14 protein-coding genes and 1 pseudogene are annotated in these 21,050 nt (G+C 70.7%); 7 read left to right on the top strand and 8 right to left on the bottom strand.

Annotated elements, in window-relative coordinates; translation table 11 throughout:
- Positions 1–40: 40 nt before the first annotated feature.
- The gene (locus ACZ3IC_RS16755; protein WP_467416875.1) at positions 41–511 is read right to left on the bottom strand and encodes a GNAT family N-acetyltransferase; all 471 of its coding nucleotides are present in this window, start codon (positions 509–511) and stop codon (positions 41–43) included.
- Between the two features lie 128 nt (positions 512–639).
- Positions 640–1,131, bottom strand: coding sequence for a GNAT family N-acetyltransferase (locus ACZ3IC_RS16750; protein WP_467416872.1), 492 nt, complete (start codon positions 1,129–1,131; stop codon positions 640–642).
- A gap of 72 nt (positions 1,132–1,203) precedes the next feature.
- Between ACZ3IC_RS16750 and ACZ3IC_RS16745 the strand changes: the two genes are divergently transcribed.
- Positions 1,204–1,737: a DUF4240 domain-containing protein gene (locus ACZ3IC_RS16745; RefSeq protein WP_467416870.1), complete on the top strand. Its 534-nt coding sequence runs from the start codon at positions 1,204–1,206 to the stop codon at positions 1,735–1,737.
- A 56-nt stretch (positions 1,738–1,793) separates the two neighbouring features.
- Here the strand turns inward: ACZ3IC_RS16745 and ACZ3IC_RS16740 are convergent, their stop codons facing one another.
- A complete protein-coding gene (locus ACZ3IC_RS16740; RefSeq protein WP_467416868.1) occupies positions 1,794–2,444 on the bottom strand; it encodes a mycothiol-dependent nitroreductase Rv2466c family protein in 651 nt (216 codons plus the stop codon).
- Positions 2,445–2,576: 132 nt separating this feature from the next.
- On the opposite strand from ACZ3IC_RS16740, the gene pepN (ACZ3IC_RS16735) reads away from it, so the two are divergent.
- The 4 genes from pepN (ACZ3IC_RS16735) (at position 2,577) to ACZ3IC_RS16720 (ending at position 11,292) form a co-directional block, all read left to right on the top strand.
- Positions 2,577–5,201, top strand: a complete 2,625-nt coding sequence (pepN, locus tag ACZ3IC_RS16735; protein WP_467416865.1) for an aminopeptidase N — start codon at positions 2,577–2,579, stop codon at positions 5,199–5,201.
- Between the two features lie 294 nt (positions 5,202–5,495).
- On the top strand, positions 5,496–6,566 hold the full coding sequence (locus ACZ3IC_RS16730; RefSeq protein ID WP_467416864.1) for a hypothetical protein: 1,071 nt from the start codon (positions 5,496–5,498) through the stop codon (positions 6,564–6,566).
- A gap of 180 nt (positions 6,567–6,746) precedes the next feature.
- Complete coding sequence (locus ACZ3IC_RS16725) at positions 6,747–10,058, top strand: S8 family serine peptidase (RefSeq protein WP_467416863.1); 3,312 nt, start codon at positions 6,747–6,749, stop codon at positions 10,056–10,058.
- Positions 10,059–10,263: 205 nt separating this feature from the next.
- Positions 10,264–11,292: an aspartate-semialdehyde dehydrogenase gene (locus tag ACZ3IC_RS16720; RefSeq protein WP_467416860.1), complete on the top strand. Its 1,029-nt coding sequence runs from the start codon at positions 10,264–10,266 to the stop codon at positions 11,290–11,292.
- A 60-nt stretch (positions 11,293–11,352) separates the two neighbouring features.
- On the opposite strand, the gene ACZ3IC_RS16715 is transcribed toward ACZ3IC_RS16720, so the two are convergent.
- Positions 11,353–11,559 (bottom strand): type II toxin-antitoxin system PemK/MazF family toxin, encoded by a 207-nt coding sequence (locus ACZ3IC_RS16715; protein ID WP_467416859.1) that lies wholly within the window; start codon positions 11,557–11,559, stop codon positions 11,353–11,355.
- 42 nt (positions 11,560–11,601) lie between these two features.
- Between ACZ3IC_RS16715 and pepN (ACZ3IC_RS16710) the strand changes: the two genes are divergently transcribed.
- Positions 11,602–14,178: an aminopeptidase N gene (gene pepN, locus ACZ3IC_RS16710; RefSeq protein ID WP_467416858.1), complete on the top strand. Its 2,577-nt coding sequence runs from the start codon at positions 11,602–11,604 to the stop codon at positions 14,176–14,178.
- Between the two features lie 97 nt (positions 14,179–14,275).
- On the opposite strand, the pseudogene ACZ3IC_RS16705 reads toward pepN (ACZ3IC_RS16710), so the two are convergent.
- From ACZ3IC_RS16705 to ACZ3IC_RS16690, 4 genes and pseudogenes are all read right to left on the bottom strand, one after another.
- Positions 14,276–14,550 (bottom strand): annotated as a pseudogene (locus tag ACZ3IC_RS16705) (LysR family transcriptional regulator); the annotation flags it as partial.
- A 111-nt stretch (positions 14,551–14,661) separates the two neighbouring features.
- Positions 14,662–14,892, bottom strand: a complete 231-nt coding sequence (locus tag ACZ3IC_RS16700) for a hypothetical protein (protein ID WP_467416855.1) — start codon at positions 14,890–14,892, stop codon at positions 14,662–14,664.
- Between the two features lie 56 nt (positions 14,893–14,948).
- Positions 14,949–17,291, bottom strand: coding sequence for a 4-alpha-glucanotransferase (gene malQ / locus ACZ3IC_RS16695; RefSeq protein ID WP_467416853.1), 2,343 nt, complete (start codon positions 17,289–17,291; stop codon positions 14,949–14,951).
- On the bottom strand, positions 17,292–17,594 hold the full coding sequence (locus tag ACZ3IC_RS16690) for a hypothetical protein (RefSeq protein WP_467416851.1): 303 nt from the start codon (positions 17,592–17,594) through the stop codon (positions 17,292–17,294).
- Between the two features lie 310 nt (positions 17,595–17,904).
- Between ACZ3IC_RS16690 and ACZ3IC_RS16685 the strand changes: the two genes are divergently transcribed.
- Positions 17,905–20,937 (top strand): beta-N-acetylglucosaminidase domain-containing protein, encoded by a 3,033-nt coding sequence (locus tag ACZ3IC_RS16685; RefSeq protein WP_467416849.1) that lies wholly within the window; start codon positions 17,905–17,907, stop codon positions 20,935–20,937.
- Positions 20,938–21,050 lie beyond the last annotated feature (113 nt).

Genomic DNA, 21,050 nt, shown 5'->3' with positions numbered 1-21,050 from the left:
CCCGTCCGGCCATGCGGACCGCAACGTCCGGCGGATCTACCTAGCCCAACGCCAACTCCCCGACCTTCTGATCCCCGCTCATCTCTCCCGTCGGCCGGAACCCGAGCCCCAGGTAAAACCCCTCGGGGCCGTCCTCGCCCGGGTGCCAGGTGGTGGTCAGGCGGGTGCCGCCGCGGCGGCGGATTTCAGCGGCCACGGACTTGACCGCGAAGCGGCCATAGCCGCGGCCCTGTTCGCCGGCCGCGATGTTGAGCCGCCACAGGCCCGAGCGGATATCGGTGCCCCTGCCGTCGCCCGCGAAGTCGATGTCGAAGAAGGCCATGAGGAAGCCGACGGGCCGGTCACCGTCGAAGATGATGCGGGGCCAGGCTATGCCTGGGTACACGTACGCCTCAGCGAGGGACTTCACAACCGGCGCGACCAGGTGCTCCTGATCGGGGCGGACCTTCAGGCCGATCGCGACGTCGACGTTGGCGGCAGTGACCTTTGCCAGGCGGAGCGTAGTGGTCATGCAGAAACCGTAAGCCAGCAGATCAAGGGATTTTCCCGGCGCTGCGCATCTCCTGCAGACGGCGACCCCGCCAACCTCCCCTCGACTCCACGCCGTGATCCACGAAGCACGACTTTGACGACAAGGTGTCAGCGCGGCGTGAGCATGTACTCCAGCAGCGGCAGTTCGCGGCCGGGGATCGATCCGGACAGGGTCGCCCCGATCCGTACCGCGCCCATCGCGAGGTAGAAGGGCTCCGCGTTCGGGTCGGCGTCGATGGTCAGGCGTACGAAGCCGAGGCGGTGGGCCTCCGCCACGGTGTGCTCGAACAGGAGCCGGCCGATGCCCCGGCCCAGGACGCCCGGGGCGACGAACATCATGCCGAGGGCGCCCACGGGCGGGGTGCCGTCCAGGGTGGTGAAGCCCAGGACGCGGCCGTGCTCCTCGGCGACCGTCGTGCGGCGGCGGTCGATGTCGGCCGGGTACATGGTCAGTTCGTCGCGGCAGGAGGCGAGGAAGGCATCGTCGTAGCCCCAGTGGGCCTTCGATGCCAGGACCAGTTCGGTCAGCGCCCCGGCCTCGGACCTGCGTGCCGGTCGTACGTCCATGTCCGCCCTCATGACCTTCCTCTCGGCTCCCATGACCTTCCCTTCGGCTCCCACGGCAGCTCGCCGCACCCGAGACTGTCAGACCTCTCCGGCATGCTGCACCGTATGGACACCAAGGACTTCTGGAATCTGATCGACGACGCCCGCGCACAGGTCACCGACCCGGCGGATGCGGAGACCGTCGTCGAGCGGGCTTCCGCGCTGCTCGCCGCCCGGCCCCGCGACGAGATCCTCGCCGCGCAGCAGCTGCTCTGGGACCTGATGGCCGCCTCGTACAGGGCTCCGCTCTGGGCTGCGGCGTACACGATCAACGGCGGCTGTTCCGACGACGGTTTCGAGTACTTCCGGGGCTGGCTGATAGCGCAGGGGCGTGAGGTGTTCGAGCGGGTCGTTGCCGATCCGGACACGCTGGCGGAGCTGCCGGAGATCAGGGCTGCGGCGCCCGAGGGAGAAGAGGTGGAGTGCGAGCGGATGCTCGGGATCGCCTGGGACGCGTATCAGGCGGCGACGGGTGAGAAGCTGCCCGGCGACTCTTTCTCGATCGACTACCCCGACTTGGACCCGGAGTGGGACTTCGACTTCGACGACGCGGACCGGGTGGCGCTGCGGCTGCCGAAGCTGGGCACGCTGTACGCGTGAGAGGGGACGGTGCGAGGGCCGGGCGGCGGCCGGGCCCTCGCACCGTACCGCGTGGATCAGTCGAAGATCGGGTCCTGCGTCCTGGTCCGCTTGATCTCGTAGAAGCCGGGGATCGACGCCACCAGCAGCGTGCCGTCCCACAGCTTCGCCGCCTCCTCGCCCTTCGGGGCTGGGGTGACGACCGGGCCGAAGAAGGCGATCTGCTCGCCGTCCGAGCCCGGGAGGGCGATGACCGGGGTGCCGACGTCCTGGCCGACCTTGTCGATGCCCTCCTTGTGGGAGGCGCGCAGCTCGGCGTCGTACGCGTCCGAGTCCGCGAAGTCCGCAAGCTCGGCCGGCAGGCCGACGTCCTGGAGCGCCCCCACGACCGCCTCGCGGGTGGGGCCTTCGCCCAGGTTGTGGAAGCGGGTGCCGAGCGCTGTGTAGAGCGGGCCGACGATCTCGTCGCCGTGCTTCTGCTGGGCGGCGATGACCACGCGGACGGGGCCCCACGCCTGGTTCTCCAGCATGTCGCGGTACTCGTCCGGCAGCTCGTCGAGCTTGTCCTCGTTGAGAACGGCGAGGCTCATCACGTGCCAGCGGACCTCGACGTCACGGACCTTCTCCACCTCCAGCATCCAGCGGGAGGTCATCCAGGCCCAGGGGCAGAGCGGGTCGAACCAGAAATCGACAGGGGTCTTGCCGGTCGCCGCGCTGTTGTCGGGCATCGTTTCTCCTCGTAATGGCGATCGCATCTGTGCGCAGAACGTCCCCGGAGGCTCCCGCCATTCCCGAATGCCGGGCCGAACAACGACATGGGAGGATCAAACTATTCGAACGTGACACAAAGGAGTGTGCTCGTGCCTGGTGAGAACCTGTCCCGCGACGAGGCCCGCGTACGGGCCGAACTGCTGTCCGTCGACGGCTACGAGGTCGGTCTCGATCTGCGTTCCGCCGTCGGTGGACCCGACGGGGACGGCGACGGGGCCGCCTCGGGCCCGCGGACCTTCCGCTCGGTGACCACGATCCGATTCCGCACCGCGCGGGCGGGGGCGTCGACCTTCGCGGATCTGGTGGCGCCGAGCGTGAACGCGGTGACGCTGAACGGGCAGCCGCTCGACCCCGCCGTCGTCTTCGACGGGACGCGGGTGGCGCTGGAGGACCTGCCGGAGGGCGACAACGTCCTGGTGGTCGACGCGCAGTGCGCGTACAGCCGGACCGGCGAGGGAATGCACCGGTTCGTCGACCCGGAGGACGGCGAGGTCTACCTCTACACCCAGTACGAGCCGGCCGACGCGCGGCGGGTCTTCGCGAACTTCGAGCAGCCCGACCTGAAGGCCACCTTCCGCTTCGAGGTGACGGCGCCCGAGGGCTGGACGGTCCGGAGCAACGGGGCCGAGGAGTCACGGGACGGCGGAGTGTGGCGGTTCGCCGAGACGAAGCCGATCTCCACCTACATCACGGCGGTCGTCGCCGGTCCGTATCACTACGTCACCGACTCCTACAGCCGTACGTTCGACGACGGCACGACGCTGGAGATCCCGCTCGGGGCGATGTGCCGCAAGGGGCTCGCCCGGCACTTCGACGCGGACGACGTCTTCCTCATCACCAAGCAGGGCCTGGACTTCTTCCACGACAACTTCGACTACCCGTACCCGTTCGGGAAGTACGACCAGGCGTTCGTGCCCGAGTACAACCTCGGCGCGATGGAGAATCCGGGCTGCGTCACGTTCCGCGAGGAGTACATCTTCCGCGGCAAGGTGACGCAGGCGTCGTACGAGAGCCGGGCCAACGTCATCCTGCACGAGATGGCGCACATGTGGTTCGGCGACCTCGTCACCATGCAGTGGTGGGACGACCTGTGGCTGAAGGAGTCGTTCGCCGACTTCATGGGGGCGTTCTCCCAGGTGGAGGCGACCCGTTTCAAGAACGGCTGGATCACGTTCGCCAACAACCGCAAGTCCTGGGCGTACCGCGCCGACCAGCTGCCGTCCACGCACCCGATCACGGCCGACATCCGTGACCTGGAGGACGCGAAGCTCAACTTCGACGGCATCACGTACGCCAAGGGCGCCTCGGTGCTGAAGCAGCTGGTGGCGTACGTGGGGCGGGACGCGTTCCTGGAGGGCGCCCGGCGCTACTTCAAGAAGCACGCCTACGGCAACACGCAGCTGGGCGATCTGCTGTCCGTCCTGGCCGAGACGTCCGGGCGTGACATGACCGCCTGGTCCAAGTCGTGGCTGCAGACCGCGGGCGTCAACTCGCTGACCCCGGAGGCGACGTACGAATCGGCGGGCCGGATCACGGAGCTGGCGGTCCTCCAGGAGGCGGCCGCCTCCCACCCGGAGCTTCGGCCGCACCGGGTCGCGGTCGGTTTGTACCGGCGGGCCGCCGACGGCGACCTGGTACGGTACGCCCGCGCCGAGGTTGATGTGGCGGGGCCGCGCACGGTGGTAGGGGAGCTGACGGGGGCCGAGCGGCCCGAGCTGATCCTGGTCAACGACGACGACCTCACGTACTGCAAGGTCCGCTTCGACGAGGTGTCCCTGGCCACGCTGCGGGCGCACCTCGGTGACATGACCGATCCTCTGGCGCGGGCGCTGTGCTGGTCCGCGCTGTGGAACCTGACCCGGGACGGGCTGATGCCGGCCCGTGACTTCGTCTCCCTCGTACTGGCCTTCTCCGGCCGGGAGTCCGACATCGGTGTGCTGCAGATGCTGCACACCTGGACGCGGACCGCGCTCACGCATTACGTGGCGCCCGGGTGGCGCGAGGAGGGCGGTCGGGAACTGGCCGAGGGTGCGCTGCGGGAGCTGCGGATCGCCGAGCCGGGCAGTGAGCACCAGCTGGCCTGGGCGCGGTTCTTCGCGTCGGTCGCCGACTCGGACGCGGACTTCCAGCTGCTGTCCGGGTTGCTCGACGGTTCGGCCCGGATCGACGGGCTGGATGTCGACCAGGAGCTGCGGTGGGCCTTCCTGTCCCCGCTGGCCGCGCACGGAGTGGCCGACGAGTCGGTGATCGACGCCGAACTGGCCCGCGACGACACGGCGTCCGGGAAGCGGCACCAGGTGCGGTGCCTGGCCTCGCGGCCCTCGGCTGCGGTCAAGGCACAGGCCTGGGCGGACGTCGTGGAGTCGGACGCGCTGTCCAACGCGTTGGTGGAGGCGACGATCACCGGCTTCGAGCAGTCGTCGCAGCGGGAGTTGCTGGCTCCGTACACGGGCAAGTACTTCGACGCGATCGAGCGGGTGTGGGCCGAGCGGTCGATCCAGATCGGGATGGCCGTGGTCAGGGGTCTGTTCCCGGCCCTGCAGGACGACCCGTCGACGCTGGCGGCCACGGATGCGTGGCTGACCGCGCATGAGGACGCGGCACCGGCGCTGCGGAGGCTGGTGCTGGAGGCGCGGGACGATCTGGCCCGGGCGTTGCGGGCGCAGGGGTGCGACGCGGCTGCCGCAGCAGGCGCAGCAGGCGCAGGAGTCTGATGCGAGGGCCGGGCTCTGACGCGGCTGCCGCAGCAGGCGACGCAGGAGTCTGACGCGGGGGCCGGGGTCTGACGGATGCACCTGGGGCCCGGCACCCCGGCTTTGTCCCCCGTCCCGGACGGACTCGACTTTCGGGCCCGCCCGGGACGGGGGCCTCGTGGGGGCGGGCGATCCTCATGGGGACGGTCCTTTTCGGTCGTTGAACGTGCGTACTTCAGGACGGCGTTGTCCTGAATTGTCGACGGGCGTGTAACACGGGTTAGCGCCACGACCGCGTGCGGGAAACCCCGGAACATGACCCAGAACACCCCGCTCTCCCCCTGTCACCTCCGTATCACCGGCGCTGTCCACCAACGTGTGCTGTCCGCAGCGCAGTTGAGGGCGCACGGCGTGTCCGCCGCTGAGGCCGCCGCACAGTGCAGGACCGGTGGGCCGTGGCAGCAGCCGCTGCCCGGTGTGTATGTCCTGCACCCGGGGCCGCCCACCGGCGAGGAACGGCTGCGCTCCGCCCTGCTGTACGCGGGCCGGCCACCGGCCTCCGGCCGCAGGGGCGTACCCGAGCAGCCGGGGCCGGACATGGAGCCCGGGTTCGGCGAGGCCATGGTCACCGGGCTTGCCGCGCTCGCCCTGCACGGGTTCGCGGCCGCGCCGCCGCCCGAGTCGTCGGCCAGGATCGATGTGCTGGTGCCGCGCACCCGGCGACTGCGCTCGGTCCGGTACGTACATCTGGTGCGGGCCGCCGAGCCGCCCCGCCCCGAGGAGGTGCACGGCCTGCCCGTGGCCCCGGTGGCGCGGGCGCTCGCGGACGCGGTCGTCGGGCTCGGGGACACACCGGCCGTACGCCGCCTGTTCACCGAGGCGGTCCGCGGCGGGCATTGCGAGCCGGCTGCCGTCGTAAGCGAGTTGAGCCGGGCCGGACTGCTGAGCCACCCCCATGTGGTCAGCGCCGTCGACTCGTTGCTCGCCGAGGGGCGGGCGCTGGCGGAGGACCGGCTGTACGACATGGTGCGGTCGTACGGACTGCCGGAGCCGCTGTGGAACGTGGACCTGCGGCTGCCCGGCGGCCCGCATCTCGGCGGGGTGGACGCCTACTGGCCCGAGGAGGCGGTCGCCGTGGTGCTCGACACCAGGGCGCCGCTCCACAGCAGGCTCGACGGCGACCGGCGCCAGGAGGAGCACGACGCGCAGTGGTTCGCGTACGCCGCCAAGCGGGAGCAACTGGAGCGGCTCGGCATCACCGTCGTCCACCTCTCGCCGAAGAAGCTCCGGGACGCACGGGAGCAGCAGGCGGTTGTGGTGCGTACCGCGCTGATGGCGGCGGCCGATCGCGAACCGGCCGCGTATGTGATGATCCTGCCCCACTGAAGACGGGCCGAAGAGGCCACTTATTCGCCATTTCGTCCCTGATGGCGCATCAGCACCACTGGCGGAAGTCCGCCATGTCCGAATCTCGCTCATCTCAACTCTCCACAAACCCCTGTCATTTACGAAAGGGTGAGCGGTCATCCGGTACCGAATTCCGGACTCTCTCTTTCACTTTCAGGGATGCTGATGACCTCCGAGTCCCCCAGTTCCATACCCGGGGCGAGACGCGCCGCCCGGATCGCGGCTGCCGCCGGCCTGGTGGCCGCGCTGGCCGCCACCGGCACCGCCCCGGTCTTCGCCGCCGACGCCCCTGCCCCTGCTCCCGTCAAGTCCGCGGCCAAGGGTGCCGCGGCCGACAAGCTCGGCACGGCCGACGCCGACGTTCTGGCCAAGGCCAAGGCCAAGGGCGAGAAGAACGTCACGATGATGGTCGCCACCGCTCCCGGTGCGACCGAGCAGGTCACCAAGCAGCTGGACGCCGTCAAGGGCTCCGTGCTGGGACGCACGTACGACAAGCTCGGCTACGTACGGGCCACCGTGCCCACCGCGACCGCCGACGCGGCCATCAAGGCGGCGTCCAAGCTGTCGTCCGTCCAGGGCATCGATCTCAAGCAGGAGATCAAGCTGGACGACCCGACGCCCGCGGCCGACCGTGCCACCGGCGCCGGGGTGAAGGCCAAGTCCACCGGCTCGTACCCGGCGCCCGGCAAGAAGACCCCGGCGAAGAACCCGTACAACCCGTCCTTCGAGACGGGCGCGGTCGACTTCGTCCAGCAGCACCCGAAGGCCGACGGCCGCGGGGTGACCATCGGCGTCCTCGACTCGGGTGTCGACCTCGGCCACCCGGCGCTGCAGAAGACCACCACCGGTGCCCGCAAGATCGTCGACTGGGTGACCGCGACCGACCCGGTCAGCGACGATGACGGCACCTGGCTGCCGATGACGGACGCCGTGTCCGGCCCGACGTTCACGTACGAGGGCCGCACCTACAACGCGCCCGCGGGTGACTACCGGATCAGGCTGTTCGCCGAGTCCGCCACCAAGGGCGGCGACATGGCGGGCGACCTGAACCGCGACGGTGACACCACCGATGTCTGGGCCGTGCTCTACGACCCGGTCACCGGCACCACCCGGGTCGACCTGAACAGCAACGCGGACTTCTCCGACGACGCCGTTCTCAAACCGTACAAGGAGAAGCACCAGGTCTCCTACTTCGGCAAGGACGACCCGCGGACCGATGTCGCCGAGCGCATCCCGTTCGTCGTCGAGACCCGCAAGAACGTCGTCTACAACGCCGCCGGTGACGCCTCCGACTTCGTCAACATCGGAGTCATCGAGAGCGAGCACGGCACCCACGTCGCGGGCATCACCGCCGCGAACGGCCTGTTCGGCGGCAAGATGAACGGTGCCGCGCCGGGCGCGAAGATCGTCTCCTCGCGCGCCTGCACCTGGTCGGGCGGCTGCACCAACATCGCGCTCACCGAGGGCATGGTGGACCTCGTCGTGAACCGCGGTGTCGATGTCGTCAACATGTCGATCGGTGGCCTGCCGCCGCTCAACGACGGCAACAACGCCCGCGCCGCGCTCTACAAGCGGCTCGTCGACATGTACGGCGTCCAGCTGGTCATCTCGGCCGGCAACGACGGTCCGGGCGTCAACACCATCGGTGACCCCGGCCTCGCCGACCACGTGATCTCCGTCGGCGCGTCGATCTCCAAGGAGACCTGGGCCGCCAACTACGGCTCCAACGTCACCAAGAAGTACGACATGCTGCCCTTCTCCTCGCGCGGTCCGCGTGAGGACGGCGGCTTCGCGCCGATCCTGACCGCCCCGGGTGCGGCCATCAACACCACCCAGACCTGGCTGCCCGGCGGCCCGGTCAAGGAGTCGGGCTACTCGCTCCCCGCGGGCTACTCCATGCTCCAGGGCACCTCGATGGCCTCGCCGCAGGCCGCGGGCGCGACCGCGCTGCTGCTGTCCGCCGCGAAGCAGAAGCACATCGAGCTGCCCCCGGCCGACCTGCGCACCGCACTGACCAGCACCGCCACCCACATCAAGGACGTGCCCGCGCACGCCCAGGGCTCCGGTCTGATCGACATCGTCGGCGCCTGGAAGCAGATCGAGAAGCAGGGCGCCCCGGCGCACGAGTACTCGGTGAAGGCCCCGGTCGACACCGCGATCGACTTCGCTCTGAAGACCCCCGGCTTCGGTACCGGTCTGTACGACCGCGAGGGCGGCCTGAAGGCCGGCCAGAAGAAGTCGTACGACGTCACGATCACCCGCACCACGGGTCCGGACAAGGCCGTCAAGCACCGGCTGTCGTGGAAGAACAACGACGGTACGTTCAAGCTGGCCGGCAGCAGCACCGTCTCGCTGGAGCTGGGCAAGCCGGTGACCGTCAAGGTCGAGGCGAAGCCGGGCAGCGCGGGCGTGCACAGCGCGATCCTCAAGGTGGACGACAGCAGGACCGTCGGTGTGGACCAGCAGATCCTCACCACGGTGGTCGTCTCCGCGCCGCTCGTGAAGCCCGCCTACGCGTTCAAGGCGTCCGGCTCGGTGCAGCGCAACGGCACCACGTCGTACTTCGTGACCGTGCCGGTGGGCGCCAAGACCCTTGAGGTCGCGATGAGCGCGCTGCGCTCGGGCAGCCAGACCCGCTTCATCTCCATCCACCCGTACGGGGTGCAGGCGGAGGACAGCTCCACGATCTTCTGCTACCCGAACTACGAGAACCCGGCCAACACCTGCCGACCCGATGTGCGCTCCTACAAGGACCCGCAGGCGGGCGTCTGGGAGATCGAGGTCGAGGCACGGCGTACATCGCCGCTGCTGGACAACCCGTACAAGCTGGACGTCTCGCTGCTCGGTGCGACCTTCGACCCGGCGGTGCAGACCATCGCCGAGGCGAAGGTCGGCACGCCGGCCGCGGTGAACTGGACCGTCACCAACAACGCCGGTGACCTGGAGGGCACGCTCAAGGGCGGCTCGCTGGGCTCTGCCAAGGTCGCCACGCCGTCGATCAGCACGGGCGACGAGCAGGAGTACACGGTCACCATCGGTGAGGGCGTCGAGAAGCTGGACGTCGCCATCGGCGGCACGGCGGACGCCAATGCCGACATCGACCTGTACGTCTACCAGGGCAACACCGCGGTCGGGGCGTCCACCACGGCGGGGTCCGAGGAGTCGGTCAGCCTGGTGAAGCCCGCCGCCGGTACGTACACCGTCGTGATCGACGGCTACAGCGTCCCGGCCGGGACGACCACGTACGACTACCGCGATGTGTACTACGCACCGTCGCTCGGCACGATCAAGGTCGACGAGTCGAAGACCGTGAACCTGGCCAACGGCGCCACGGCCCAGATCGGTGCCGAGGTCTCGGTCGCCGGGGCGGCCCCCGAGGGCCGGCAGTTCTTCGGCGAGGTCCATCTGGTGAACAGCCGCGGGACCGCGGCGGGCACCGGCAGCGTCGTGATCGAGAAGGTCACGCCGTAGCGGTTCACGCCATAGCGGTGACCGCGGTCGCCGTGTGATCCGTACGACAGTGGGGCGGGCGCTCGGACGAGCTCCCGCCCCACTGCTCTGCGCCCTGCCGGGCGGGCACTGTCCGCAGCCCGGACAATGGATTGGACAAGGAAGCCGTTCACCTACGCATCATGGAGCGGCAACCATGCCAGTTCGTACGTTCGAAGGAGTCCCTGTGAAGGTCGGAATCGTCGGCGCCACCGGTCAGGTCGGCACAGTCATGCGCAGGATCCTGGCCGAGCGGAAGTTCCCGGCCGACGAACTGCGACTGTTCGCCTCCGCGCGCTCCGCGGGCTCCACGATCGAGTGGCAGGGCCGGGAGATCACCGTCGAGGAAGCCTCGACGGCCGATTACTCCGGGCTGGACATCGTGCTGTTCTCGGCCGGTGGCGCGACGTCGAAGGCGCTCGCCGAGAAGGTCGCCTCGCAGGGCGCCGTCGTGATCGACAACTCCTCCGCCTGGCGCAAGGACCCCGAGGTCCCGCTGGTCGTCTCCGAGGTCAACGCGCATGCGATCGCGAACCGGCCCAAGGGCATCATCGCCAACCCGAACTGCACCACGATGGCCGCCATGCCCGTGCTGCGCCCGCTGCACGACGAGGCCGGCCTCCGGACGCTGACCGTCGCCACCTACCAGGCGGTGTCCGGCTCCGGCCTGGCCGGTGTCGCCGAGCTGCACGGCCAGGCGTCCAAGGTCGTCGCCGACGCCGACAAGCTCACCCACGACGGCGAGGCCGTCGACTTCCCCGAGCCGAGTGTCTACAAGCGTCCGATCGCCTTCAACGTGCTGCCGCTGGCCGGCTCGATCGTCGACGACGGCTCCTTCGAGACCGACGAGGAGCAGAAGCTCCGCAACGAGTCCCGCAAGATCCTGGAGATCCCGGAGCTGAAGGTGTCCGGCACCTGCGTCCGGGTGCCGGTCTTCTCCGGCCACTCGCTCCAGATCAACGCACGTTTCGCCCGTCCGATCAGCGTCGAGCGCGCGTACGAGCTGCTGAAGGACGCCCCGGGCGTCGAGATCTCCGAGATCCCCACCCCGCTCCAGGCGGCCGGCAAGGACGCCTCGTTCGTCGGCCGCATCCGGGTCGACGAGACCGTGGACAACGGTCTCGCACTCTTCGTCTCCAACGACAACCTGCGCAAGGGCGCCGCGCTGAACGCGGTACAGATCGCGGAGCTGGTGGCGGCTGAGCTGAACGGCTGACGCCTGTACGTACAAAAAAGGGCGGCCACCGCAGTGCGGTGGCCGCCCTTTTTGTATCCGTCAGAGGGCGAGATGCCGTCGCAGGGCTGCGTCGATCTCGGCCATGCGCCGGCGCGGGACGGTGCCGACGTGCCGCAGGAACCGCTCCTCGGTCAAGGCGCGCACCTGCTCGCACTGCACCTTGGAGTCCTTCGGCAGGCCGCACTCCGCTGCCGGAAGCAGCACCTGGTAGTACACCTCTAGCCACTCCACATCGGTATGCGGCATGGAAGGATGACCAGAAACATCACACATCAAGGAGATGACCGCGTGCCTGGCACCAATCTGACCCGCGAAGAGGCACAGGAGCGGGCGCGCCTGCTGACCGTGGACGCGTACGAGATCGATCTCGACCTCTCCGGAGCGCAGGAGGGCGGCACCTACCGGTCCGTGACCACCGTGCGCTTCGACTCCGCCGAAGCCGGTGCGGAGACCTTCATCGACCTGGTCGCCCCGGCCGTGCACGAGGTCGAGCTGAACGGCAGGGCGCTGGATGTCGCGGCCGTGTTCCGCGACTCGCGCATCAGGCTCCCGCACCTGGTCGCGGGCTCCAACGAGCTGAAGGTCGTCGCCGACTGCTCGTACACCAACACGGGCGAGGGCCTGCACCGCTTCGTCGACCCGGTCGACCAGCAGGCGTACCTCTACACCCAGTTCGAGGTGCCGGACGCACGCCGTGTCTTCGCGAGCTTCGAACAGCCCGACCTGAAGGCGACGTTCCGGTTCACCGTGAAGGCGCCGCAGGGCTGGACGGTCATCTCGAACTCGCCGACGCCCGAGCCGCAGGACAACATCTGGTCCTTCGAGCCGACGCCGCGCATCTCGACGTACATCACGGCCCTGATCGCCGGCCCGTACCACTCGGTGCACAGCAGCTACGAGAAGGACGGCCAGTCCGTACCGCTCGGCATCTACTGCCGCCCGTCGCTGGCCGAGTTCCTCGACGCGGACGCGATCTTCGACGTGACGCGGCAGGGCTTCGACTGGTTCCAGGAGAAGTTCGACTACGCCTACCCGTTCGCCAAGTACGACCAGCTGTTCGTCCCGGAGTTCAACGCGGGCGCGATGGAGAACGCGGGCGCGGTCACCATCCGTGACCAGTACGTGTTCCGCTCGAAGGTGACGGACGCGGCGTACGAGACGCGGGCCGAGACGATCCTGCACGAGCTGGCCCACATGTGGTTCGGCGACCTCGTCACCATGGAGTGGTGGAACGACCTGTGGCTGAACGAGTCGTTCGCCACGTACACCTCGATCGCCTGCCAGGCGTACGCGGAGGGCTCGAAGTGGCCGCACTCCTGGACCACGTTCGCCAACTCCATGAAGACGTGGGCGTACCGCCAGGACCAGCTGCCGTCCACGCACCCGATCATGGCGGACATCCGTGACCTGGACGACGTGCTGGTCAACTTCGACGGGATCACGTACGCCAAGGGCGCCTCGGTCCTGAAGCAGCTGGTGGCGTACGTCGGCATGGACGAGTTCTTCAAGGGCGTCCAGGCCTACTTCAAGGCACACGCGTTCGGCAACACCCGGCTGTCCGACCTGCTGGGCGCGCTGGAGGAGACCTCCGGCCGCGACCTGAAGACCTGGTCGAAGGCGTGGTTGGAGACGGCGGGCATCAACATCCTGCGCCCGGAGATCGTCACGGACGGGAACGGCCACGTCACGTCCTTCACGGTCCTCCAGGAGGCCCCGGCCCTCCCCGCCGGTGCGAAGGGCGAGCCGACGCTGCGACCGCACCGCATCGCGATCGGCTGCTACGACCTCGACGACTCCGGCAAGCTGGTCCGTACGAACCGGATCGAGCTGGACGTCGACGGCGCGCGCACGACCGTGCCGTTCCCGGCGGGCACCGCCCGCCCGGCCGTGATCCTGCTCAACGACGACGACCTCTCGTACGCGAAGGTCCGCCTGGACGAGGAGTCGCTGCGCGTCGTCACCGAGCGCCTCGGTGACTTCACCGAGTCCCTCCCCCGTGCCCTGTGCTGGGCCTCCGCCTGGGACATGACCCGCGACGGCGAGCTGGCGACCCGGGACTACCTCTCCCTGGTGCTCTCCGGCATCGGCAAGGAGTCGGACATCGGCGTCGTCCAGTCGCTGCACCGTCAGGTGAAGCTGGCGCTGGACCTGTACGCGGCGCCGGAGTGGCGCGAGGCCGGGCTGGCGCAGTGGACCGAGGCGACGCTCGCGCACCTGCGCGCGGCGGAGCCGGGCAGCGACCACCAGCTGGCCTGGGCCCGTGCCTTCGCGGCGACGGCCCGCACCCCGCAGCAGACCGACCTGTTGCAGTCGCTGCTCGACGGCAAGGAGACGGTCGAGGGCCTGGCCGTCGACACGGAGCTGCGCTGGGCGTTCGTCGAGCGGCTCGCCGCGACCGGCCTCTTCGAAGAGGACGAGATCGCCGCCGAGTACGAGCGCGACAAGACGGCGGCGGGCGAGCGCCATGCCGCGACGGCCCGCGCGGCACGCCCCACCGAGGAGGCGAAGGCGGAGGCGTGGGCCTCGGTCATCGAGTCCGACAAGCTGCCGAACGCCGTTCAGGAGGCCGTCATCGCCGGCTTCGTCCAGACCGACCAGCGCGAACTGCTCGCCCCGTACACGGAGAAGTTCTTCGCGACGGTCAAGGGCGTCTGGGAGTCGCGCAGCCACGAGATGGCGCAGCAGATCGCCGTCGGCCTCTACCCGGCCGTCCAGGTCTCGCAGGCCACGCTGGACGCCACGGACGCCTGGCTGTCCTCGGCGGAGCCGAACGCGGCCCTGCGCCGTCTTATGTCGGAGTCCCGCTCGGGCGTGGAGCGCGCGCTGAAGGCCCAGGCCGCGGACGCGGCGGCGGCCACGGCGTAACGGCTGCCCACGAGCAAGGGGGTGCCCCGGACCGTCCGCACGGTCCGGGGCACCTCTGTTTCCCGCTTTCCGCTGTTTCCCCGGCACCTGGCCGGCCGCCGCGCAGATAGTCGGTCGGTTCGGCATCGGCTCGCTCCGGTCGGGCGAAGACGGCCTCGGCACGGCGCGGCACGAGGTGAGCCGCGCCGGTGAGGCAGACCCCTCGCGGCCCTGGACCTCCAGAAGCGGGACGCCGAGCTGCCGGGACAGACTGGACAGCTGCTGCGAGACCGCGGACGGGGTCATCAGCGGGGCCTGCGCGGTCGCGGTGACTGTGCCCCGGTCCCGCAGGGTGCGGAGGATGCGGAGCTCCTTGACGCCCCACTCGATCACGCCGCAACCTACCCGGGACTCTGGACGGGGGCACCGGGCTCCCGCGTCCGGACATGCGTGTGCGCCGCACGGTACGGGGTACCTGCCTAGCACTCGGGAAGAGCGTGAGTGCTAGGCCTGCTTCTTGGACTTGTCGAAGATCATGACCAGGCCCGTGATGACCACGAACAGAGCGATGGGGGCCACGACGTACAGACCGACGGTCTCCATCACGCTCAGGCCCTGACCGGGGTCGTCACCGTCGTCGCGGGTGAGCGCGAGCGCGGGGGACGACATGAGCAGCATCATCAGCGTCGTTCCGGCCGTGACGGCGCCGGTGCGCATAGCGTTCTTCTTGTCCACGGTGCAAACGTAGCGAACGCCCGGGACGGGCGCGCGCCCGGGGGTGCCGTACGGGGTCACGGGTCGGTTTCCGGGTCGGTTTCCGGGCGGGGGTACGGGTGGACTCCTGGGCGGGGGTACGAGTGGTGGGCTTCCGCACGGTCTTTGCGGCGCCCGAGGACCTCCATCAACCGGTGCAGTCGGGGGGCGGCGGCCAACTCCTCCAGGGTGACCGGGTGGCCTTCCGCATCGGCGACGGGCAGTCGCCAGTTGGGGTACTGGTCCCAGGTACCGGGGAGGTTCTGCGGGCGGCGGTCGCCGAGCGTGTCGGGGAGCCAGACCCCGACCATGCGGGCGGGGGTGCGCAGCAGGAAGCGGTGTACGGCGCGGACGACGCCCTCCTCGTCACGCTCGCCCTCGGGCAGCAGGCCCAGCCGGGCGAGGTACGCCAGCCACTCGGCGGTGTCGGACGCGCCCGCGGTCAGTTCCTCCGCAAGGCTGCGGGTGAGCAGGCCCAGGCGGTGGCGCAGCGTCACATGGTCGCCGGTCAGCCGGGCGGCGGTGGACGGCAGATCGTGCGTGGTGACGGTGGCCAGGCAGCCCTCGCGCCACTCCTCGGGGGCCAGTGGGCGGCCGGTGCCCGCCCAGTCCCGTTCGAACCAGAGCACGGAAGTGCCGAGCACGCCGCGCCGGGCCAGCGCCTCGCGCACCCCCGGTTCGACGGTGCCGAGGTCCTCCCCCATGACGACCGCACCGGCCCGGTGCGCCTCCAGGACGAGAACGGCGAGCATCGCCTCGGCGTCGTGACCGACGTAGGTGCCCTCGGTGGGCGGGCTCCCCTCGGGCACCCACCAGAGCCGGAACAGGCCCATGACGTGGTCGATGCGCAGGGCGCCCGCGTGGGCGAGGAGTCCGCGCAGCAGTCCGCGGTACGGGGCGTAGCCGGACGCGGCGAGGACGTCGGGGCGCCAGGGCGGCAGGCCCCAGTCCTGGCCACGGGCGTTGAACGCGTCCGGGGGCGCTCCGACGGACATGCCCTGTGCGAAGGCGTCCTGCTGGGCCCAGGCGTCGGCACCGCCGGGGTGCACGCCGACGGCAAGGTCGTGCACGATACCGACAGCCATTCCCGCGTCCAGGGCGGCGCGCTGGGCGGCTGCGAGCTGGCTGTCGGTCAGCCAGGCGAGCCTGCAGTGGAAGTCGACCCGGTCCAGCAGTTCGCAGCGGGCGCGGGCGGTCTCCCTGGAGCGGGGGTCGCGGAGTGCGGCCGGCCAGGTGTGCCAGTCGGAGCCGTGCACCTCGGCGAGGGCGCACCACAGGGCGTGGTCCTCCAGGGCCTGTCCCTGTTCGGCCAGGAAATCGCAGTAGGCGGCGCGGCGGCCCGGGGTGAGGGGTACGTCCCGTACGAGTTCGAGGGCCTGGCGCTTGAGTTCCCAGACGGCGTCCCGGTCGATCAGAGCGCCCTTGTTCAGGACGGTGTCGCTGAGCGTCGCCGCGTCCTGCCGCAGATCGTCGAGGGCGCCCCGGTCCGGCACGTGCCCGTACTCGGGGACGGACTCGATGTGCAGATGGACGGGGTCGGGGAAGCGCCGCGACGACGGGCGATACGGGGACGGGTCGGTGGGGTTGCCGAGCACAGCGGCGTGCAGCGGGTTGACCTGGACGAATCCGGCACCGAGGGTCCGCCCGGACCAGGAGGCGAGGTCGGCGAGGTCCCCGAGGTCACCCATGCCCCAGGAGCGGGCGGAGAGCAGGGAGTAGAGCTGGACGAGGAAGCCGTGGCTGCGTGCGGGCGGCTGGGGCACCCGGGGCGGGGCGACGACGAGTGTGCAGCTCTCATTCCGGCCGCCCGGTGCGCGTACGGCCAACCGGTGTACCCCGAGCGGTGGTTCGGCCCACCAGGAAGGGGCCTGGGGCGCGCCCACCGCCGTGCCTGCCCCTGGGCCCACCCCGACGTCCGCACCCGCACCCGCACCCGCTTCCCTGCCCGCGCCCGCCCCGGCGTCCGCACCCGCCCCGGCTTCCCTGCCCGCGTCGGCTCGGGCGTCCGTGCCCGCGTCTGGGGCGTCCCGTACCGAAACGGCCGGATCCGGTCGGTCGGCCGGAATACGCATCCGCGGGGGCGGGGGCGAACCGGCGTCCTCCAGCCCGATGTCCAGCGTGGTGCCGGGCGGCAGGGCGGTCAGGGCGGGGGGCAACGGCTCTCCGGTCCACACCACCAGCGTCGGCGGGAGCAGCCGGGATTGGGCCGAGGACTCGGCGGCGGCGAGCGACTCCCGTACCGCTTGGGGCGTATCGGCGTCCACACCGAGCGCCGCGAGCACGGCGATGACCGTGTCGTCGGGAACGGACACCGTGACATCGGCGGACGGGGAGTAGGAGGTGGCGACGCCGTGCAGTGCGGCGAGCCGGGACAAGCCCATTCAGACTCCTGGGGACTCCATGCCCCACGCGCGGCCGATGGTGGCCGACTCGCTGGTCAGCGGGGCGTTGCCGGCGAGCGGGGGTTCGCTGGTCAGCGGGGCGTTGACGACGAGCGGGGGTTCGCTGGTCAGTGGCGTGGCGTCGGCGAGCGGCGGCTCGCTGGTGAGGGGTATCGCATCGGCGAGCGGCGGTTCGCTCGTCAGCGGGCCGGGGACGAGAGGCTGGAACGCGCCGGGCAGCGGGGCTGCACCAGGTGCCTGTTGGGAGATTACGGAGAGCAGCAGCTGCGCGTCAGCGGGCATGGTGGCCTCCTGGCCATGGAGGATCAGGACACAGCAGGCCTACCCAGCGGGCTCGACCGCAGACGTAGGCGTTGTCACAACGAGTTCAACGTGCCCTGGGTCACATTCCGTTCCCCGGCGGCCAGTTCTCCGTAAATTGTCCGCTGTTTTCGGCCATTCGGCGCCATCTTTGGCGCTATCCATCGATGACCGGCCACCCTCACCCCACCCGCCTCATCGGGCATTTGCGGCACAACAACCACCCGCATTGACACCCTCGCGCGCGGGTGGTGGGCTCGGAGCCCACCAGTGGCAGCGAGGGAGAAGAGCGATGCGGCTCAGGCGCAGAAAGCATGCAACGGCCGTCGCGGTCGCCGTGCTCGGCGGGCTGCTCTCCGCGGGGGCCCCGGCCGCCGTCGCGGCCCCTACGCCGCCCGGCTCTTCCACCGTCACCACCCCCGACCGCACGGACGACGGCACGCTGCCCGCCGTGTGGCCGCGACCCCAGTCCATCAAGACGTCCGGGCCGTCCGTCCCGCTCTCCGCCGAGGTCACCCTCGCGACCGGTGCGCACGCGGATCCGTACGCCGTCGACGCGCTCGAACAGCTCCTGCGGGACGCGGGCGTGCGGACCGTCCACAGGACGTTGCCGGGCCGAGGCCCCGTGATCCGGCTCGGCGGCGACGGCGCCCAGGACGCCCTGCGCACGCTGCACGCCCCCGACCGCGGCGATCTGCCGTCCGGTGGCTACCGGATCGCGGTCGGCCGGGTCGCGGGCCGGGACACCGTCGCCGTGGACGGCGTGGGCGGGGACGGCCTATTCCACGGTGTGCAGACACTGCGTCAGCTGATCCGGGACGGCAGCGTCGCCGGGGTCACCGTCAGGGACTGGCCGGGCACCGCCGTACGCGGGATGACCGAGGGCTTCTACGGGCAGCCGTGGACCCGTGCGGAGCGGCTGGCACAGATCGGCTTCATGGGGCGTACGAAGCAGAACAGGTATCTGTACGCGGCGGGCGACGACCCGTACCGGCAGGCCCGTTGGCGCGACCCGTACCCCGCCGACCGGCGCGCCGACATCCGGGCGCTGGCCGAGCGGGCCCGTGCCGAGCATGTGACGCTCGGCTGGGCCGTCGCCCCCGGCCAGGCCATGTGCATGTCGTCGGACAATGATGTGAAGGCGCTGACGAAGAAGCTCGACGCGATGTGGGCACTGGGGGTGCGGGTCTTCCAGCTCCAGTTCCAGGACGTCAGCTACAGCGAGTGGCACTGCGACAGCGACGCCGACACCTTCGGCAGCGGCCCCGAGGCGGCGGCCAGGGCGCAGGCGCGGGTGGCGAACGAGGTGGCGCAGCATCTTACGGACCGGTATCCGGGTGCGGAGCCGCTGTCGGTGATGCCGACGGAGTTCTACCAGGACGGGTCGACCGACTACCGCAGGGCGCTCGCCAAGGAGCTGGACGACCGGGTCCAGATCGCCTGGACCGGTGTCGGGGTCGTACCGAGGACCATCACCGGCGGGGAACTGGCCGGTGCGCGGGCCACGTTCCGGCATCCGCTGGTCACGATGGACAACTACCCGGTCAACGACTACGCGCAGGACCGCATCTTCCTCGGTCCGTACACCGGCCGGGACCCGGCGGTGGCCATGGGTTCCGCGGCGCTGCTCGCCAATGCGATGGAGCAGCCGTCCGCGTCCCGCATCCCGCTGTTCACCGCCGCCGACTTCGCCTGGAACCCGAAGGGTTACCGGCCGCAGGAGTCCTGGCAGGCGGCGATCGACGATCTGGCGGGCGGCGACGCCCGCACCGGGGACGCGCTGCGCGCACTGGCGGGGAACAGCGCGACGTCCGTGCTGGGCGGTGCCGAGTCGGCGTATCTGCAGCCGCTGCTGGCCGCGTTCTGGAAGTCCCGTACGACGACCGACGCCACCGCGCAGGCGGATGCGGCGCGCAGGCTGCGGGAGGCGTTCACCGTGATGCGGGAGACCCCACAGCGGCTGAAGGGCCTGGCCGGCGGGCGCCTCGACGGCGAAGTGCGGCCATGGACGGAACAGCTGTCCCGGTACGGCCGGGCGGGCGAGCTGGCCGTCGATCTGCTCCAGGCCCAGTCGCGCGGTGACGGTGCTGCCGCGTGGCGGGCTTCGCTGGCGCTGGAGCCGTTGCGCAAGGACGCGAAGGCGAGCGGTGCGACGGTCGGCAAGGGCGTCCTCGGCCCGTTCCTGGACCGGGTGCGCCGGGAGGCGGACGCCTGGACGGGCGCGGACCGCGACGCCGGTACGGTGACCGAGGCTCCGGGCAGCTATACGGTCCGGCTGGACCGGTCCCGCCCGGTGGAGACCGTGACGGCGATGACCGTACCCGGCAGCGGCACGGTGGACGGTGCGACGCTGGAGGCCCATGTGCCCGGCGAGGGCTGGCGCGGCCTCGGCCCGATGTCGGCGAGCGGCTGGACCCAGAAGCCGGCCAGGGGGCTGCGGATGGACGCGATCCGGATCAGCTGGCCCACGGGCGGTCCGTCGACGCCGCCGGTCATCACGGGCACGATGCCGCCGATCGTCCCGGGCAGCCGGATGGGAAGCAACTTCGTACTCGGTGCCTCCGGGAGTGCGCAGGGCCGGGCTCCGCAGGTGCGTGCGCTCGTGCCGTGGTTCGGCGACGAGCCCGCCGCCCGGCTCGATCTCGTACGCGGCGAGACGGACGCCGAGATCGGCGGCGGGCCGCAGCGGGTCGAGGCGCGGCTGGCCGCCCGGCGCCCCGCCGAGGTGCGGGGCGCGCTCACCGCGCAGGCCCCCGAGGGCATCGAGGTGAGCGTCCCGAAGCAGACAAGGGTGCCGCGCGGTTCCCGTACCGATGTCCCCGTCGAGATCACCGTCCCGGCGGGCACCCCGGCCGGCGAGTACGAGGTGCCGATCGGCTTCGGTGAAGAGCGCAGCACACTGACCGTCCGGGCGTACCCGCGCACCGCGGGCGCCGACCTGGTGCGTACCGCCGCCGTCTCCTCGTCCGGCGACGAGACCCCGGACTTCCCGGCGGCGGCCGCCTCCGACGGCGATCCGGAGACCCGCTGGTCCTCGCCGGTCGAGGACGGCGCCTGGTGGCAGGCGGAACTGCCGCAGTCGGCCCGGGTCGGCCGGGTGGTGCTGCACTGGCAGGACGCGTACGCCTCCCGCTACCGCATCCAGGTCTCCGCGGACGGCCGCAGCTGGCGCACGGCGGCGACCGTACGGGACGGGCAGGGCGGGCGTGATTCGGTCCGGATGGACGCGAAGGACACCCGCTTCATCAGGATTCAGGGCGATGCCCGGGGTACCGAGTTCGGCTACTCGCTCTGGTCGGTGGAGGCGTACGCCGTCGCGCAGTAGCCGCGCACCGGCCGTCCCGCGGGCCGGGCGGCGGCCCCTCGCCGCCCCCGCCGCTGACACATCACCCTTTGCTTCAAGGAGAGTTGAACCGCGCCGATTAACTGTCGTCAACT

The organism is Streptomyces sp. NPDC002958, assembly GCF_055563255.1.
The sequence above is the reverse complement of the archived record's forward strand: the minus strand, read 5'-3'. Positions and strand labels throughout refer to the sequence as shown.